This is a genomic window from Pseudomonas sp. HOU2 (assembly GCF_040729435.1).
Lineage (GTDB): Bacteria > Pseudomonadota > Gammaproteobacteria > Pseudomonadales > Pseudomonadaceae > Aquipseudomonas.
This window is the reverse complement of sequence record NZ_CP160398.1, coordinates 1,988,714-2,006,104: the sequence shown is the minus strand read 5'-3', so window position 1 is coordinate 2,006,104 and position 17,391 is coordinate 1,988,714. Positions and strand designations below refer to the sequence as shown.

Below are 17,391 nucleotides of genomic sequence, written 5' to 3'. Positions count from 1 at the left end.
CCCTCGCCACAGGGAATTCCAAGCTTCAGAGATCTCCTGCGTACCAAGGCTTTTTCAGGCGTTCTGCGCCTGGAGAAAAATCGAAAACAGCTCCGACTGGGATTTGATCCCCAGCTTGCTGTACATGTGTTTCTTATGGACTTTCACGGTTTCGACGGAGATTTCCAGCTTACGGGCGATTTCTTTACTGGAGCAACCGCTGAGCATCAACCGCCCGACATCCAGCTCCCGGGCGGTCAGTTGCGCGCCTTTGAGTTGTTGCACCGACGCTTCCAGTTGCACCCGCCAGTCCGCCGGTGCAGGTGCGGTAGCGAGGGCCACGGTCTGGTTGATCTCGTACGGCAGGCGCTGACGCAACAAGCCCAGCACCCACGGCTGGATCAAAGACAGCAAAGCGATCTGTTCGCCAGTGAAACGTTTTTCACTGCCCAGCGACAGGCACAACGTGCGCTCACCTTCGAGCTGGCAATTGAACTGGATTTCGTCGGCGACCACATTCAGACGAAAGTATCGCTGGTAATACTCGGTCAGCTCGAAATGCTCCGGCGCCACCTCGGACAGGCGGTATAAACCGGTGCGCGACTGCTCGCGGCAGGCGATGTAGAACGGGTCGAGCAGATACAACCCGCGCAGATAATCCTGAAACAGCGGGTCGGGACTGCCGTCTTCGCCGGGGCATTCGGCGAATACCTGCGGGTGCTGATCGGCACTGAACAGCAGCGCCACCCAGCTATCGAATGCCACGTACTGGTCAAGCAGACGCACCAGTTGCGCCCAGAAATTCGGCTTGTCCAGCGCGTCGATCAGTTGCCCGACGGCGCGGTGCCAGGTGATGTCATCAAATGAAACGGACATGGACTACCCCTATCGGGTTACCCCGGCCGCGTGATTCCCTGGCCGGTTGCTTGCTGCGCATACTGGCCCACAGACAGCCACCGGGCAATCTTTCAGCGCCCGGCCATGACCACAAGGACTCGCGATGAAAGTCGAACTCGCCCAACTGGCGGGCCGTGACAAAGACACGGCGTACAACCTCGAACGTGCTCTCACGGCGATTGCCGCGTGCGCCGCCGACACACAACTGATCGTATTCCCGGAAACCCACCTGATGGGCTTCCCGAGCGCTGACACCGTGGCGCAGATCGCCGAGCCGCTGGATGGCCCGACCGTCCGCGCCGTGCAGACTTCGGCCCGCGAGCGCAACATCGCCGTGGTGATCGGCATGGCCGAGAACGATAACGGGCGCTTCTACAACACCACGCTGCTGATCACCCCGGAAGGCATCGCGCTGAAATATCGCAAAACCCACCTCTGGGCGTCGGATCGCGGTGTGTTCGAGGCCGGCGATCGTTACGCCACCTGTGAATGGAACGGCGTACGCGTCGGCCTGCTGATCTGCTACGACATCGAGTTCCCCGAATCCGCCCGCGCCCTGGCACAACTGGGCGCCGAGTTGCTGATCGTGACCAACGGCAACATGGACCCGTACGCCCCGACCCACCGCACCGCGATCATGGCCCGGGCGCAGGAGAATCAGGCGTTTGCGTTGATGGTCAACCGCGTCGAGGCCGGGGATGACGGCTTGATGTTTGCCGGCGGCAGTGCGCTGGTCGATCCGCTGGGGACGTTGCTGTTCGAAGCTGGACGTGAAGAAGGGCAGTTCAGCGTCGAGCTGGATTTCGACCGGTTGGAGATTGCGCGCAAGGATTATCGCTATTTGGATGATCAGCGGTTGAAGCTGCCGGGGGAGGTGGTGGAGCACGCGTGCGGATTGCGTGAGTTGCTGATTCCTGCGCGCTGATCCGGTTCTGTGTCGGTCGGGCTGACGCCTTCGCGAGCAAGCTCGCTCCCACAGGGGAGCGGGGGTCACTGTGGGAGCGAGCTTGCTCGCGAAGAGGCCAGTCCAGACAACACACCTGCTTGATCGAAAAAAAAACAAAGCCACACCCGAAACATTCGCCGAACTCGGCTCTGCCATAAATCCAATAAAATTCGGAGTAAGTCGCTCATGGCTCGTTTGCAACGCACCCTGTCATTAGGCTCGGTGGTGCTGTTCGGCATCGCCTACATGACGCCGATCATTGTCCTCGGCACCTTTGGCATCCTCGCGCAATCCACCGCCGGCATGGTCCCGGCCGCGTATCTGGCGGCACTGGTGGCGATGTTCTTCACCGCCATGAGCTACGGGCGCATGGCCGCTGCGTTCCCGGTCGCCGGTTCCGCCTACAGCTATGTGCGCAAGGCGATCAGCCCCAAGCTCGGCTTCATCGCCGGTTGGGCGGTATTGCTCGATTACCTGTTTCTGCCGATGGCCATCTGGCTGATCGGCGCGGCGTATCTGGCGTCGGCGTTCCCGTCGATCCCGCAGTGGATCTGGGTACTGGCGTTCATCGGCATCACCAGCGCGATCAACATCATCGGCCTGAAACTGGCCAACGGCATCAACGCCTTGCTGATGCTCGTGCAATTTCTGGTGCTGATCGCCTTCGTCGCGCTGTGCGTGCACTACATTGGTGGCGATGCGCGCACGCCGCTGTGGTCGATCAAACCGTTCTTCAACGGCGACATGCAGCTGCCGCTGATCATGAGCGGCGCGGCCATCGCCTGCTACTCGTTCCTCGGTTTCGATGCGGTCAGCACGCTGACTGAAGAAACCCGCGACCCACGCCGCACCATTCCACGGGCGATCATGTTGATTACGCTGATTGGCGGGCTGATCTTCGTCGGCGTGTCGTACTTCGTGCAGATCGCCCACCCGTCGATCCAGTTCGACAGCGTCGACTCGGCGGCCTATGAAATTGCGCGCAACATCGGCGGCGATCTGTTCGTCTCGATCTTCCTCATTGGCTTGATCGTCGGCCAGTTCGCCTCGGGGCTGTCCGCTCAGGCCAGTGGTTCGCGCCTGCTGTTTGCCATGGGCCGCGACGGCGTGTTGCCCAAGTCGTTTTTCGGCACCTTGCATGCGCGCTTCGGCACACCGGTCAACAGCATTCTGCTGTGTGCAGCGGTGGCGTTGCTGGCGCTGAAACTCGACGTGACCACGTCCACTTCGTTCATCAACTTCGGCGCGTTCCTGGCGTTCAGTCTGGTCAACCTGTCGGTGATTTTTCACTACTGGATCGGCGGCGAGAAAAAAGGCCCGCGTGAGCTGGTGCTGTTCCTGATCTTCCCGCTCATCGGGCTGGTCGCGGACTTGTGGCTGATGGTCAGCCTCGATCACCTGGCGGTGTATCTGGGCCTGAGCTGGCTGGCGATTGGCGTGGTGTATCTGGCGGTGCTCACGGGCGGCTTTCGTCGTCAGCCACCGGAGATGGATTTCCAGGAAGCCACGTAAGATCTCGGCAGCGGCTTTGCTGCGCAACGGCAAGCATGTGATGCTTGCCGTTTTTGCACCAAAGGCTTTGTCTGACATGTCGACTTTTTCCGCTCCACCTTCCGGTCTCATCCGTATTGCCGCCGCACTGTTGCTCAACCCCGAAGGCCGGACCCTGCTGGTGCGCAAGCGCGGCACCACGGCGTTCATGCAGCCGGGTGGCAAGATCGAAGCGCATGAATTGCCGGTGCACGCGCTGGCCCGTGAGCTGGAGGAAGAGCTGGGCTTGCAGATCGATCCGGCGCAGGCCGCTTTTCTCGGCCAGTTTTCGGCGCCGGCCGCGAACGAGCCGGGGTTTGTGGTGCAAGCGCAGATATTTCAGCTGACCATCGACGCCGATGTGATGCCCGCTGCCGAAATCGAGGAAGTGCTCTGGATCGATCCCGCTACTGATCCCGCTGTCGTTCTGGCGCCATTGACACGCGACCTGATCCTGCCGTTTTATCGCAACTCGCTGACGGCGATTGCCTGATCATCCACGCACAGGACGCTCACCATGATCCCGCTCCACGACCTGCTGATCTTCGCCGCCGCCGCGCTGTTGATGGTCCTGACGCCAGGGCCGAACATGATTTACCTGATCTCGCGTTCGATCTGTCAGGGACGCAAGGCCGGGGTCACCTCGTTGCTCGGTGTGGTGGCGGGATTCTTCGTGCACATGTTTGCCGCGGCTGCCGGTTTGACCGCGGTGTTTCTGGCGGTGCCGATGGCTTATGAAGTGCTGAAATGGGCCGGTGCACTGTATCTGCTGTGGTTGGCCTGGCAAGCGGTCAAACCCGGTGCGCGCTCACCGTTCGAAGCGCAGCAACTGCCGCCGGACTCGTCGCGCAAACTGATCAGCATGGGCTTTCTCACCAGCGCGCTGAACCCGAAAATCGCCGTGTTCTACCTCTCGGTGTTTCCGCAGTTCATCACGCCTGAACACGGTTCGGTGTTTACTCAAAGCATCATTCTTGGCCTGACCCAGATCAGCGTCAGTTTCAGCGTCAATCTGCTGATCGCACTGTTCGCGGCGGGCATTGCCTCGTGGTTCGTCAGCAACCCGACCTGGCTGGCGGCGCAGCGTTATTTCATGGGCTTTGTACTCGCCGGTCTGGCGGTACGGCTGATGCTTGAACAGCGCAGGACGGCCTGAGCATGTGGATCGAACGCCTCGACGCCAGTCATGCGCTGGCTTACCGCGAGCTGATGCTCGAAGCCTACGATCGCCATCCGCAGGCCTTCACCTCCAGCGTGCGTGAGCGCGCGGTGATGCCGCTGAGCTGGTGGGAAGCGCGGCTGACCAGCAAGCTCGACGTGGTACTTGGCGCATTCGAGAACGGTGCACTCGCCGGTATCGTCGGCCTGGCCTTGGAACCGCGTGAAAAGGCCCGGCACAAATCGACCTTGTTCGGGATGTACGTTTCAGCCGACTTTCGCCAGCACGGTCTGGGGCAGAAACTGGTCGAGGCGACCATCGCCGAAGCCCAAAGCCATCCGGCGCTGAAACTGATCCAGCTGACCGTCACCGCCGGCAACGACGCCGCGTTCAACCTGTACCAGCGCTGCGGCTTCATCCAGTTCGGTCTGGAGCCGCTGGCGGTGCGGGTTGGCGAAGACTACTTCGACAAGATCCACATGTGGCGTGAACTCTGATCGTCCCCCTAAGTGCGAGGTTTTTGTGGCGAGGGGATTTATCCCCGATGGGCGGCGAAGCAGCCCCAAATCCTACAAACGCGGGCTATCTGAAACACCGAGTGCACAGGTCTCAGGGCTGCTGCGCAGCCCATCGGGGATAAATCCCCTCACCACAATGAATCTTTTTGTCTCGCAAATGTTCTCGGTTTACCGTCAGTCATGAGGCACCTTGGTGTCAGCGCACCGCACTGACACCATCCAGCGTCGAGAACGAAGTGTCCTTGGCCGTCAGCAGGAAATCGCGCATGTACGGCGCATCGAGCATGTCGGCGCGGATCGCCGCGTACAGCGTGGCAAACAGACCTTTCTCGCCCAGGCGCTTGGCCTTCACGTAGCCGCGCGAGCTGTATTCATGCAGTGCCCAGTGCGGCATGCCGCAGACGCCACGACCGCTGGCGACCAGTTGCATCATCATCACCGACAGCTCCGAGGTGCGCACTTGCGCCGGTTCGATGTCGGCCGGTTCGAGGAAGCGGGTGAAGATGTCCAGCCGATCGCGTTCTACCGGGTAGGTGATCAGGGTTTCAGTCAGCAGGTCTTCGGGGACGATGTACGGTTTGCTCGCCAGCGGGTGCTGGTTGGCCACCGCGAGCATCGCTTCGTAGGTGAACAGCGGCACGTAGGTGATGCCGGCGATGTCCAGCGGATCGGAGGTCACCACCAGGTCCAGATCGCCGCGGGCCAGTGCCGGCAACGGGGCGAAGGCGAAACCCGAGGCCAGATCGAGTTCGACCTCCGGCCAGGCGTCGCGAAACTGGTCGATGGTCGGCATCAGCCACTGGAAACAGCTGTGGCATTCGATTGCCATGTGCAGGCGCCCGGCGGTGCCGCCGGCCAGACGACTGATGTCGCGCTCGGCGGCGCGCAGCAGCGGCAGGGTCGCGTCAGCCAGTTGCAGCAGGCGCAGGCCGGCGCTGGTGAAACGCACCGGTTTGGTCTTGCGCACGAACAACGGCATGCCCAGGCGTTCCTCCAGTTCCTTGAACTGGTGCGACAGCGCCGATTGGGTCAGGTGCAGACGGTCGGCGGCGTCGACCAGGCTGTTTTCAGATGACGGATTTCAAGCACTGCTGGCCCCATGAAGAAAATTTGTGATCATGACGAAAGCGGTGAGTTTGTCTCATGTTGACGGCGCTGTCGACCGCTCCAGCAGCAGCGGGGCATAGCCAGTGCCCCGCTGCTTTTTGCCCTAGAGATCTGCGAAATGCCGGATGCCCAGCGGTTTGCCGATATCGCCGCGCCAGATCGCCTCGACCTGCGCACCGCCGGCGGCCCGGGCCTGCTGCCATTGCAGGCCGAGATTACGTTGCTCCGGCAGTTTCAGATGCGCTTTGACGAAGTCGGTGAATGGCACCTTGTCCGAGGTGTAGTGAAAGTGCGCATACCACAGCGTGCGCGGCGGTGTGCTGGTGAGGTCGCGCACCTCGTATTCCTGAAGGTAATCCTTGCGCCCGTCAGCGCGTTTGCCCAGTGCCCGCAGCGCGCCTTCCTTGCGGATTTCCACCACATGTTGTTGCAGCAAATAATCCAGATAGCCTTCGGTAGGCGTCTTGCTGCGCATTGACTGATCGATGCGCAAAGTACGGCCGGTTCGCCGCAATTCTGCGGCCGTGTCGTGCAGTTGGCGCACCATCGGCTCGGTCGGTGACAATCGCTCGATGGCCTGCGCGCGGGTACTCAGTTCCGTCGCTTCGCTGCCGAGCATATGTTCCAGATCCACTGGCAGCATGTCCTGGGGGGCGTAGGCCTGAACCTTGTCGCTGTAGGCGGGAACTGCCGCAAGACGTTTTCGGGCTTCGGTCAGCAATGGCTGAACGTCGCCTGTCAGGGGGGCAGCGGCCGGCGTGCTCTGAGCTTGCAGGTGGTACTTGCCAGTAGAGCGCGGCAACCAGGTTTCGCGGAACCCGTCGATGCCTTCGACAGTGAAGCGTTTCTCCCGGGTGCCGGCGTCGATGCTTTCCGTACCGATCAGCAACTGGTTGTCCTCGGTTTCGAACAGTTGCTTGCCGCCGGGCTCTTTAGGCTTGATTGGCGGACGCTGTTTGATCGCATGCCGCGCGTGCTCTTCAACCTTGCTCAGACCGTCGAGAAACGGCCCGACCTGTTCCAGATCCAGATGCTGCGCATAACCGAGCGTCCAGGCGTGGAGCTGACGGCGAAAATCGGCATAGATCTGCAGGCAATCCTCGATCACCCGATTACGCTGGGTCAGGCTGGCGCCGACCTCCGGCAGATGATGTTGAGTCAGCAGCGCACGCCCGACTTTGGCACGGGCATTTTTCAGCTGGGTATGGAAATACACCCAGGACAGGTCGGCCACCGCGTCGTAGCGGGTGATGATTTCCAGCAGGTGCGCAGTTCTCAGGTAGTGGTGTGTGTGGTCGCCGAGTTTACGGTTGATGGCCAACATGTCGGCTGCCATTTTGGATTTATGCGCTTGATGGGTGATGCGGTTGTTCCACAGGTTGGCCTGCTCGGTGACTGCATGCAGGTGATCGAGCTCCTTGATAAAATCCTTGCGTGCCAGCTTGCGCCGGGCCATGAGTTTGATATGGGCAGCGATATTGTCAAAACGCGTGGCATCGGACTCGGTGACCAGTGCGTCGATCCGGTTCAGGTGCTCAAGCAAGCGGTCACGGGCCACGGTGACGCGTTGCACGGAGCGGTCGACCACGATCCATGCACAAAGGCTGTGGATCTCTTTGATCTGCAGGCTCTTGTGGCCGTGGCTCAGGGGCAACAGCTCGGCAAGGTTGTCGTATTGGGCGATCGCGAGCTCGATGTCATTGCGGCAGGCGGCGTCAACGGCTGCCTGCAGTGGCTTGCGCTGGGCAATGTCGAGTGACTGGTAGTTCTCCAGCAACTGGTTGGTAGCGCGTGTCTGGGTATCAAGGCGCCGGGTATAGGCGTCGGCGGTGTTGGTCAGGGTCAATTGCCTGCGCAATTGCCGATCGGTCCACCAGCGCGGCAACCATTGGCGGATGGACTCGGGCCAGAGCGGGTCCATGCCGTCGGCCAGATGCCCGAGCACGGCGCCACCGCCGGCACCGCCACCGTCCATTACAGTGCCGTGCACCGCGTAATGGGTATTCCACTGGCCGCTTTCGTCGAGGGCGATCGGTTGTTTGTAGCCGCGGCTCGCCGTGCCGTAGAGCCTCCAGCCACGCGACGCATCGCTGAGCTGCACCCGGTAGATGCGGCCCTGACGGACGATAAAATCGCCCTCGGCATGTCGATAGACGTTGCGATAAATCCCATGGGTGCCGGGGTGCAGGCCGGCGAGGGAAATCTCGTGTTCGTACTCGTAACCCTTGAAGCGTTCGAGTGACTGCCTGGTCCATTGCCAGGATGTCGGTATCGCGGCGGATCTGCCCAAGGCTGCGCGTTGCCGCTGACGGGTGGCCAGGCGTGCGGCTGCGGGGACCGAGACTGATCCGGGAAGCACATCCATTGCCGCGTCGATCAATGACAGCAGCACCGCCTCTACCTCCGCCAGCCCATGCCCGAGCTCGCCCCGCAAGAACGCCGCGACGGCCAGATTGGCGCTGTTCCAGGCGTCATACAGGGCCACGGCCGCGCCCACGAACGGCAACATGCCGATGGCCATTTTCAGGTAGTTGAACAACGCCCCGGATTTCAGTGCACAGCGCTCCAGATACAACGCATCGTTGGAACGCGAACTGCCGCGATGGGCCTCCAGTAGTCGGCCCATGTGCACGTTCAACAGGTGAATGGCCAGCGAGGTGGTCGCCGGCCAGGCCATCCCGACGCCGATCAGTGCATCGAAATTGCGCAGCTGAGCCTGGTTGATCCGGCTGACATGACTGGCAAAATCGCCACTCACGGCGCGTCCGGCCAGGTAATTGACCATTTTGCTGTCCACACAACGCCTGAACAGATCCATCCGCGCCAGTTCCAGCGTTTCGTACTGACGCAGGAAGATGGCGTCGGTGCTGTCGGGCAGGTACAGCAGGGTCAGGCCACTGGTTTGCTCGACAATGAACGTGACCCCCGCGAGCGTGCTCGTCCCCTGATGCGCGGTGTCCTCTCCACCGACGGTCAGGTGCGCCGGCAGCAGCGCAATGCGTTGTCCGTCGGCGGCATACGCCCGAGATGTAGTCGCCTCGATGGCGACCTTCAGCACAGCGTGGCCGGCACTGTCGATGTGCCGTTGCAGCAAAGCGAATTCGCCTTGCAAGCGGAGCATCAGCCGCCATGGTTCACTCAGGCATTCGCGGCGCCAGGCCTGCTGAAACGCCGGTTCTTCCGGCGCGCCGAAAAACGCCAGGCGAATCAGTTCTTCGTAACGTCCGGGCAGATCCAGTTCCGTTACCAGTTTGCGCAAATAGACCGGGTTGAGCCCGGCTTCGAGGCTCTGCCGATCACTTGGGTCCTCGGCGCTGATCCTGGCCTGCATGAACGACAGGCGCCACCACATGTCCTGATCGACATTGTCCTGTGCCAGTTGTTCGAGAGGGACGACACTGCGCTTGTCGCTCGCGGTCAGGATGTTGCGTTGCGGCGTGCCGGGCCCGGGGGCTTCCATCACGGTTCTACGCCAGAAAGTCGAGTCGGGCAGCTCGAGACTCACACTCACCCGTTGTTTGAGCGCGAAGTCTGCGCGCAAACGAGCGTCGATACGCTTTTCGGCGAAGGCCTGACGTGGCGGCAATTCCCGTTCGAGCAAGGCATGAGCGCGTTGCATGGCGCCGAGGTAGCGGTTGATCAGCGCTTTGATCTGCGCACGTTGCGCAGTGTCCAGGTTGTCAAACCACCCGGGCAGGCTACCGGCCAGCGCGGCGCTGTGGTCTTGCGCCTGACGTTCGGCAAATGCCCGCTCACGGGCCTGCGCGATCGGTACGGTCAGGCGCGGCAGGTGTTGTTCGCGCAGCTTTTCCATTTCGGCCCGACGCTCGTCGGCCCGTTCGGGCAGCGGATTATCGCGCAGAATCTGCGCGGCCTGCCGTTCGCACAGATAAAGCTGCTGATCGAGGGACCAGACGAGCGGGTCAACCGTGAGCGGGGTCAGGTGCAGGGTCAGCCCGCCATCGCCGGGCGAGCGTTTGAACAGGTCCTGCTCCAGCGCCGCCCGCGAAGCAAAACGTTGCAGGCCGCCGAACTGGCCGGGCCAGTAAAGCAGCAGGCTGTCAGTCGAACCGGGGGCCAGCGCCGCAGTTGTCGCGATGATCAGCACACCATGCAGCTCCTCGACGGCGGTAGCGCCCTCATCTGTCGCCGCCAACGATACGCGCGCGATGACCCCGTCCGCTGTCGGCAGGTTGCGCTCGGGCGCGTCGAGCATCGCGATGACAAGCCGATGCTCCTCGACGGACAGTTGCTCCAGCGCCCGTTGCACTTCGACTTCGGCGCGCAACCCCGCGACGCGGGCCTCCAGCAGGGCCTGGTAATGCACGTTTGTGGCATGGCGCAATTCGAGCATCGTCAACGGATGATGGCTGTCGAGCAGGGCCGATGCCGCGTCATGACTGGCTTGCCGGGCCGCGTTCAAGGCGTCGAGTCGTTGTCTCTGTTGTTGACGTTGCGGGCTGTCCGGATCGGCGTCGCCGAACAATCGGTCAAGCGCACGCTGTTCAAGCGCCAGCGTCTGCAGACGCAGGTCCAGGGGAATGTCGGCAACCAGCAGGCCGAAGGGCGCGACCTCACTGGCGGTTGGCCCGGCACTCTCTGGCCGGGTGGGCGCGACCGGAAACAATTTGTCGAGCGCGGCCCGACTGGCACCAGTGCTTGCCGATGAGGACATCAGTGGTTCAAATCCGCGTGTGAGCGGATCGCTACCGAACTCGATGAAGTCCAGCGAGGTGATGCGTAGCGGATCCGGGTGCTGGTCAATCAACCAGCGTTCAAGCGCGGTCTGCTGTTGAAAACGCATCAACGGTTGCGGGTGCGCGGGCAGATAAAGCAGCAGCGTTTCCTCCAGCTGGATCAGCAACGTGCCGTACACGCGCAGGCGGCTGTTATCGACGCGGTTGAGCACCGGTTGCGCGACCCGCAGGTCCGCCGCGACCTTGTTCGATGGGGTGAGGAGCTGCGCCAGCCTGTGTCGTTGTGAGGTGTCGAGCTTGCCCTCGGCCCCCGCCCATTGAAGCGCGGCCTCGAAATGCAGGTGATACAGGCTCAGGGCATGCTCGCGCCGCGACAGCGCCGTGCCGGGGGCGCGGGCACCCCACCAGGCGCTTTCGGGCTGTTGGGAATGGTGGGCCAGGAGATCCAGCCATTGCTGGTGACACTCGTTCAAACGAGCCGTCGCCAACAGGTAAAGCGTTTGATCGACGTATGGCTGTAATCGTTGATCAAGGCCGAAGTCGGCCGTTGCAGGTGGCAGTGCGTGGGACATGCGACAAGGCTCCAAAAGGCATGCGGGCCGGGTGATTCCGGTTTTCATGCCTATTAGAGGCGCGCTGTCACAAGCTCATGCGGTACATGGTTATCGCTTGATAGTGCTTTTGTTTCAGAGGATGTACAGACCGCTCCGGCCTGATTCGTTGCCGTCATCGCTTTGGCATAGAAGAGCGTGCCGGACGTCGGGACGCTGTGCAGAATGACCGCTCGGCAATCTTCATCAAACTGTCACGCAACTGTGGCAGCGCACTTGAACAAACTTCATCAGACTCGCGCTCTACTGGGGTTCTGCGTTTCGGTGTTTCTTCATGCGTTTATTTCTTTTGTTGGCCGCGCTGTTGTTCGGCCTGCCGTCGATGGCGGCTTCGCGTTGCGACGTCAATGTACCGACCGAACGGGTCGATCTGGCACAGGTGAGCCTGGCGTACCAGAGCATCGGTCGTGCTTCGGATCCGGCGCTGTTGCTGGTCATGGGCCTGGGAGGCCAGTTGATTCACTGGCCCGACGAAGTGGTGGTTGCGCTGTGTCAGCAGGGTTTTCGGGTGATCCGCTATGACAATCGCGATGTTGGTCTGTCGACCTGGCGGCAGGCCCCGGCCGAGGCCAACCTGACGTTCGAGGTGTTGCGCTACAAGCTCGGCTTGCCGGTGTCGGCGCCGTATTCGCTGACCGACATGGCCGACGATGCGCTGGGTTTGATGGACGCGTTGCACATCGACCAGTTTCACGTGCTGGGCGCGAGCATGGGCGGGATGATCGCCCAACATCTGGCGGCGATGGCTCCGCAACGGGTGGAGAGTCTGACGCTGATCATGACCAGTTCCGGCGCCGAAGGGTTGCCGGCGCCCAGTGCGGCGCTGGTGCAACTGCTGGCGCGGCGTGGCGCACCGAATCGCGAGGTGGCATTGGAGCAACAGGCCGATCTGTTGGCGGCGCTCGGTAGCCCGGCGGTCACAGATGACCGGCAAGCACTGCTGCATCAGGCGGCGATTGCTTACGACCGGGCATTCAATCCTGAAGGTGTGAAGCGCCAGATCATGGCGATCCTCGCCGAGCCGAGCCGGGTGACTTTGCTCAATCAACTGCGGGTGCCGACCCTGGTGGTGCACGGCACGGCCGATCCGTTGTTGCCGGTGATGCACGGCGTGCATCTGGCGGCGCATATCCGTGGCAGTCAGCTGAAGCTGATTCCGGGGCTGGCCCATCGTTTCCAAGAGGCGTTCAAGGCGCCGTTGCTGGCGGCGGTGTTGCCGTATTTGCAAGAGCACCGTGAAGACACCTCGCACTGGGCGCAGATCGAGCCGGTGGCGGCGGGGAATCTGTTGTAACCGGGTCGGCCCCAGGCTCACTCCTGCACTGGCATGCACCCCCTGTAGGAGCTGCCGAAGGCTGCGATCTTTTGCTTTTGAAGATCAAAAGATCGCAGCCTGCGGCAGCTCCTACAGGTGTATCTTTCAGACTTTGCGATGTGTGATCTGCCCGCGAGGTGTGTGATGAATTCCGCTTTGAAAATCGATTTTGTCAGCGACGTTTCCTGCCCGTGGTGCATCGTCGGTCTGAATGGCTTGCTGCAGGCGCTGGAGATTCTGCGCGATGAAGTGCAGGCCGAGATTCATTTCCAGCCGTTCGAACTGAACCCGAAGATGGGCCCGGACGGGCAGAACATCACCGAACACATCAGCGAAAAGTACGGCTCGACCCCGGAGCAGTCACAGAAAAACCGCGAAGCGATTCGTGCCCGTGGCGCTGAGGTCGGGTTCGCCTTTCGTACCGATGGCAACAGCCGCATCTACAACACCTTCGATGCCCATCGTCTGTTGCATTGGGCCGGCCTTGAGGGGTTGCAGTTGCCGTTGAAGCAGGCGCTGTTCAAGGCCTATTTCACCGATGGCGGCAATCCGTCCGATCACGCGCAATTGGCGCAGATTGCCGAAAGCGTGGGTCTGGACCGGCAACGTGCCGAAGCGATTCTGGCCAGCAACGAATTTGCCGATGAAGTGCGCGAAGAAGAGCAACTGTGGCTGCAGCGCGGCGTGAGTTCAGTGCCGACCGTGGTGTTCAACGGTCAGTACGCGGTGACGGGCGGGCAACCGGTGGACACCTTTGTCGGGGCGATCCGGCAGATCATGAGCGAAACCCGGGGCGGCACCGTCAACAACTGAATCCCCACCCCCGGGCGGCACCGTCAACAACTGAATGCCAACCCTGTAGGAGCTGCCGCAGGCTGCGATCTTTTGCCTTTGAAGAGCAGGATCAAAAGATCGCAGCCTGCGGCAGCTCCTACAGGGATCAGCTGTGCAGGCGCACCCACACCGAGACCAATACGCTGGAGGCGATCAACCACGCGACAACCGCCACCGCCAGTGACGCCTCCAGGCGCATCCGGTCAACCATCACGTACAGCGTCGCCAGATAGATGAAATACGGAATGATCGACCACATGCCAAACACGATGGTCGCCTTCAGATCATTGATCGAACGGCTGTTGCCAACGATGTAATGGGCGATCAGCGCGAAGGTCGGAAACAGCGGCACCAGTCCGGCGATGTAATAGTTTCGGGTCTTCGACAGCGCCGCGAGAATCACCACCACTGCTGCGCCTAGGGCGGCTTTGAGAATCAGATCCATCAGTGGCTCAACCCGTACTTTTTCACTTTGTCGAACAGCGTGGTCTTGGCCATGCCCAGTTCCAGGCTGGCCTGGGTCAGGTTGCCGCCGCTGCGTTGCAAGGCGTCGTTGAGCAGGTTGCGCTCGAAGGCTTCCACCGCTTCGGCGAACGCCAGACCCTGGCTGCCGCTGCCGGCGCCGGATTTCTTGAACGCCGGCAGGCCGAGGGCAAAGCGCTCGGCGACGTTACGCAGTTCGCGCACGTTGCCCGGCCAGTCGTGGCTCATCAGGTTCGACAGGGTCTGGTTGTCCAGCTCCGGCAGCGCGCGGTCGAAACGCAGCGCCGACTGCTGGGTGAAGTGTTCGAACAGTTGCAGGATGTCTTCACGGCGCTCGCGCAGCGGCGGCAATTCCAGCGTCACCACGTTGAGGCGGTAGTACAAGTCGCTGCGAAACTCGCCGGCCTTGCTCGCTTCGTCGAGGTCGGATTTGGTCGCGGCAATCACCCGGCAATCCACCGCCACGCTCTGGTTCGAACCGAGGCGCTCGAGGGTGCGTTCCTGCAACACCCGCAGCAGTTTGATCTGCAAGGGCAGGGGCATGCTTTCCACTTCATCGAGGAACAGCGTGCCGCCGTCAGCGTGTTCGATCTTGCCGATGCGCCGTTTGCCGGCGCCGGTGAAGGCGTTGGCCTCGTGACCGAAAATTTCGCTTTCGAAGAGGTTTTCCGGCAGGCCGCCGCAGTTCAGCGCAACGAACTGTTTGCTGTGGCGGCGACTGAAGTCGTGCAGGCAACGGGCGACCAGTTCCTTGCCGGTGCCGGTCTCGCCTTCGATCAATACGTTGGCCGAGGTGTCGGCGACGTTGGCGATCAGCTCGCGCAGGTTCTGCATGGCTGGCGAGCGCCCGATGATCCGACCTTCGAGGGAGTCGCGTTCGGCCAGTTGCCGACGCAGCGAGGAGACTTCCCGGGCCAGGCTGCGTTGCTCCAGTGCACGGCGGGCGACATCCACCAGACGCTCCGGGGAGAACGGTTTTTCCATGAAATCGTAGGCGCCTTTCTGCATCGCGCCGACGGCCATGGAGATATCGCCATGACCGGTGATCAGCACCACCGGCAGGCTGCGGTCGCGTTGCTTGAGGCGGGTCAGCAGTTCCAGGCCATCGATACCGGGCAGGCGAATGTCGCTGATGACGATCCCGGCAAAGTTGTCGCCGACCCGCTCCAGCGCTTCTTCGGCGCTGCCGACGCCGATGCAGGGAATGTCTTCCAGGGTCAGCGCCTGCTGGCAGCCGAGCAGCACATGGGGGTCGTCTTCGACGATCAGCACACTAAGGTCGTGGTTCATATTGGCTCGGCAGAATCAGGGCTTACCAACGGTAAACTGAGGACGAAGGTGGTGCCACCGCTGGCCGGGTGTTCGACACCCAGGTGCCCGCCGGTGGCGGCGGCGAGGCTGGCGGAGAGGGTCAGGCCGAGGCCCAGACCCTGCTCGCCGGGTTTGGTGGTGAAAAACGGCTCGAACAGATGCTTGCGCGCCTCGGCATCGACACCGTGGCCGTTATCGCGCACCCGCAGGCGATATTTGCCGTTGAACGCTTCGCCCTCCAGCCACAGCTGCGGCAAGGGTTGCGCCTGCATGGCGTCGAGCGCGTTGCCGATCAGGTTGACCAGAATCTGTTCGAGGCGGGTCTGGTCGATCTGCACCTGAACATCGCTGAACTGCCGGTGCAGTTGCAGCGCCATGCTGTCCACCCGCGCCCCGAGCAATTGCAGCGCAGCATCCACCGCTTTGCCGAGGCTGGCCTGACCCTTGTCGTCGCCGCGCCGGGCGAACGAACGCAGGCTGGCGGTGATCCGGCCCATGCGGTCGATCAGATCGTTGATGGTCTTGAGGTTGGTGCTGGCGACGTCGAGCTGGCCGCGTTCCAGAAAGCGAATGGTGTTGCCGGACAGGGTGCGCATCGCCGCCAGCGGCTGATTCAGTTCGTGGGCGATGCTGGTGGACATCTGGCCGATGGCCGCGAGCTTGCCGGCCTGCACCAGCTCGTCCTGGGCGCGGCGCAGGGTCTCTTCGGCCTGGCGTCGCTCGCGGATCTGACTCTTCAGCCGTTCGTTGCTGGCGCGCAGGTCGCCGGTGCGTTCGGTAATCCGACGCTCCAGTTGATTGTTGGCTTCCTGCAAGGCTTCGCGGGCGGCGAGGCGGGTGGCAATGACCTTGCGCCGCTCGTTCCAGGCGATCAGCAAGAACGCCACCAGGGCGAAGGCCACGGCCACCAGAATGCCCTGATTGATCGCTTCACGACGCAAGTCCTGCAACGGCGTGAGCAGGGTGAAATTCCATGGTGTATCGCTCAGCGGCCGGGTCTGCGCCAGATAGCTGATGCTGTCGTCATCGGCGCTCAGTTCACTGTTGGCCGGGAAGGTCAGTTTCTCCACACCGTCGGCCAGGGTTTCGCGGGCCAGCGGTTGCAGTTCGTTGAGCGGGAACCAGTAGTACTGCAGGCTGCGCGCGAGTTTCTCTTTGGTTTCATCACTCAGCGGTATCACCGATTTGAGGCGTCGCGCCGGATCGCTGGAAAGAATGATGATGCCGTTCTCGTCGCTGACGAAGGCCTCCAGGCGGGCGCGTTGCCAGCGTTCTTCCAGGGCTTCGAGACGCACCTTGACCACGGCGACGCCGATGATCTTGCCGTGTTCTTCCAGACCATGGGCGAGGTAGTAACCGGGCTCGCCGCTGGTGCTGCCGATGCCGTAGAACCGCCCCGGTTCGCCGCGTACGGCTTTCTGGAAATAGGCGCGAAAGGACAGGTCTTCGCCGAGGTAACTGTCGACGTCGCGCCAGTTGCTGGTGGCCATCACGCGGCCGGTGGTGTCCATCACGTAGATGGCCCGACTGCGGCTGCGCCGGTTCAGGCCTTCAAGGTAAGCATTGACCGTTTGCCGGTGCTCCGGAGTCGGGTCGGCCAGCAGTTGCGGGACACTGGTTTCCAGTTCCAGCAGGCTGGGCAGGTAGGTGTATTTGCTGATCTCGCTTTCGACGGTGCGCGCGTGCAGTTCGAGCTGACGCTGGCCGTTTTCGCTGAGGCTGCGGATGCCGAAATGTTCACTGGTCCAGAAGCCGGCGTAACCCAGGCCGATCATCAGGATGATGATCAGCGGCGGCAGGAACAGATGGCGAATCAGACGGGGCTTCACGGCAAGTGATGGCGGCGCTGCGCGATAGAGATTGGGGTCGCATTTCATCACAGTTGCCTTGGGTCAACCAGCGCTGCCGCGGACGACGCACTGGTTTGGTCGAGCCTGGAACCTGTGGCGAGGGAGCTTGCTCCCGCTCGGCTGCGAAGCAGTCGTAAATCCATTCAATGCGGTG

Annotated in this window: 12 protein-coding genes and 1 pseudogene; 7 read left to right on the top strand and 6 right to left on the bottom strand. The window is 62.0% G+C overall.

Annotation, left to right across the window (positions count from 1 at the left end):
• Positions 1-54: 54 nt before the first annotated feature.
• Positions 55-855, bottom strand: a complete 801-nt coding sequence (locus ABV589_RS08960) for a LuxR C-terminal-related transcriptional regulator (RefSeq protein ID WP_367085602.1) — start codon at positions 853-855, stop codon at positions 55-57.
• Positions 856-979: 124 nt separating this feature from the next.
• On the opposite strand from ABV589_RS08960, the gene ABV589_RS08955 reads away from it, so the two are divergent.
• From ABV589_RS08955 to ABV589_RS08935, 5 genes are all read left to right on the top strand, one after another.
• Positions 980-1,801, top strand: a complete 822-nt coding sequence (locus tag ABV589_RS08955) for a carbon-nitrogen hydrolase family protein (RefSeq protein ID WP_367085601.1) — start codon at positions 980-982, stop codon at positions 1,799-1,801.
• 207 nt (positions 1,802-2,008) lie between these two features.
• Positions 2,009-3,334 carry an APC family permease gene (locus tag ABV589_RS08950; protein ID WP_367085600.1) on the top strand — a complete coding sequence of 442 codons (1,326 nt, stop codon included), beginning with the start codon at positions 2,009-2,011 and terminating at the stop codon, positions 3,332-3,334.
• A gap of 76 nt (positions 3,335-3,410) precedes the next feature.
• Positions 3,411-3,845 (top strand): NUDIX domain-containing protein, encoded by a 435-nt coding sequence (locus ABV589_RS08945; protein WP_007968850.1) that lies wholly within the window; start codon positions 3,411-3,413, stop codon positions 3,843-3,845.
• A gap of 24 nt (positions 3,846-3,869) precedes the next feature.
• Complete coding sequence (locus ABV589_RS08940; protein ID WP_367085599.1) at positions 3,870-4,508, top strand: LysE family translocator; 639 nt, start codon at positions 3,870-3,872, stop codon at positions 4,506-4,508.
• 2 nt (positions 4,509-4,510) lie between these two features.
• Positions 4,511-5,008, top strand: coding sequence for a GNAT family N-acetyltransferase (locus ABV589_RS08935; protein WP_367085598.1), 498 nt, complete (start codon positions 4,511-4,513; stop codon positions 5,006-5,008).
• 217 nt (positions 5,009-5,225) lie between these two features.
• Here the strand turns inward: ABV589_RS08935 and metR are convergent.
• Together metR and ABV589_RS08925 are read right to left on the bottom strand one after the other, a co-directional pair.
• Positions 5,226-6,118: pseudogene (gene metR, locus ABV589_RS08930) on the bottom strand (transcriptional regulator MetR).
• Between the two features lie 121 nt (positions 6,119-6,239).
• On the bottom strand, positions 6,240-11,405 hold the full coding sequence (locus ABV589_RS08925) for a DUF6543 domain-containing protein (RefSeq protein WP_367085597.1): 5,166 nt from the start codon (positions 11,403-11,405) through the stop codon (positions 6,240-6,242).
• 313 nt (positions 11,406-11,718) lie between these two features.
• Here ABV589_RS08925 and ABV589_RS08920 point away from each other — a divergent pair, with 313 nt between their 5' ends.
• A complete protein-coding gene (locus ABV589_RS08920; protein ID WP_367085596.1) occupies positions 11,719-12,738 on the top strand; it encodes an alpha/beta hydrolase in 1,020 nt (339 codons plus the stop codon).
• A 165-nt stretch (positions 12,739-12,903) separates the two neighbouring features.
• Entirely contained in the window at positions 12,904-13,572 is a 669-nt protein-coding gene (locus ABV589_RS08915; protein WP_367085595.1) for a DsbA family oxidoreductase, read from the top strand.
• A gap of 127 nt (positions 13,573-13,699) precedes the next feature.
• On the opposite strand, the gene ABV589_RS08910 is transcribed toward ABV589_RS08915, so the two are convergent.
• From ABV589_RS08910 to ABV589_RS08900, 3 genes are read right to left on the bottom strand one after another with little or no spacing between them, the layout of a single operon-like run.
• Positions 13,700-14,029 (bottom strand): GlpM family protein, encoded by a 330-nt coding sequence (locus ABV589_RS08910; protein ID WP_367086183.1) that lies wholly within the window; start codon positions 14,027-14,029, stop codon positions 13,700-13,702.
• Positions 14,030-14,037: 8 nt separating this feature from the next.
• On the bottom strand, positions 14,038-15,318 hold the full coding sequence (locus ABV589_RS08905; RefSeq protein ID WP_367086182.1) for a sigma-54 dependent transcriptional regulator: 1,281 nt from the start codon (positions 15,316-15,318) through the stop codon (positions 14,038-14,040).
• Between the two features lie 44 nt (positions 15,319-15,362).
• Positions 15,363-17,264, bottom strand: a complete 1,902-nt coding sequence (locus ABV589_RS08900; RefSeq protein WP_367085594.1) for an ATP-binding protein — start codon at positions 17,262-17,264, stop codon at positions 15,363-15,365.
• Between the last annotated feature and the right edge of the window lie 127 nt (positions 17,265-17,391).

What these genes read in the sequence shown, in the direction of transcription:
- ABV589_RS08960 (WP_367085602.1), bottom strand. Translation starts at nt 855, where the DNA reads ATGTCCGTTTCATTTGATGACATCACCTGGCACCGCGCCGTCGGGCAA.
- ABV589_RS08955 (WP_367085601.1), top strand. Translation starts at nt 980, where the DNA reads ATGAAAGTCGAACTCGCCCAACTGGCGGGCCGTGACAAAGACACGGCG.
- ABV589_RS08950 (WP_367085600.1), top strand. Translation starts at nt 2,009, where the DNA reads ATGGCTCGTTTGCAACGCACCCTGTCATTAGGCTCGGTGGTGCTGTTC.
- ABV589_RS08945 (WP_007968850.1), top strand. Translation starts at nt 3,411, where the DNA reads ATGTCGACTTTTTCCGCTCCACCTTCCGGTCTCATCCGTATTGCCGCC.
- ABV589_RS08940 (WP_367085599.1), top strand. Translation starts at nt 3,870, where the DNA reads ATGATCCCGCTCCACGACCTGCTGATCTTCGCCGCCGCCGCGCTGTTG.
- ABV589_RS08935 (WP_367085598.1), top strand. Translation starts at nt 4,511, where the DNA reads ATGTGGATCGAACGCCTCGACGCCAGTCATGCGCTGGCTTACCGCGAG.
- ABV589_RS08925 (WP_367085597.1), bottom strand. Translation starts at nt 11,405, where the DNA reads ATGTCCCACGCACTGCCACCTGCAACGGCCGACTTCGGCCTTGATCAA.
- ABV589_RS08920 (WP_367085596.1), top strand. Translation starts at nt 11,719, where the DNA reads ATGCGTTTATTTCTTTTGTTGGCCGCGCTGTTGTTCGGCCTGCCGTCG.
- ABV589_RS08915 (WP_367085595.1), top strand. Translation starts at nt 12,904, where the DNA reads ATGAATTCCGCTTTGAAAATCGATTTTGTCAGCGACGTTTCCTGCCCG.
- ABV589_RS08900 (WP_367085594.1), bottom strand. Translation starts at nt 17,264, where the DNA reads ATGAAATGCGACCCCAATCTCTATCGCGCAGCGCCGCCATCACTTGCC.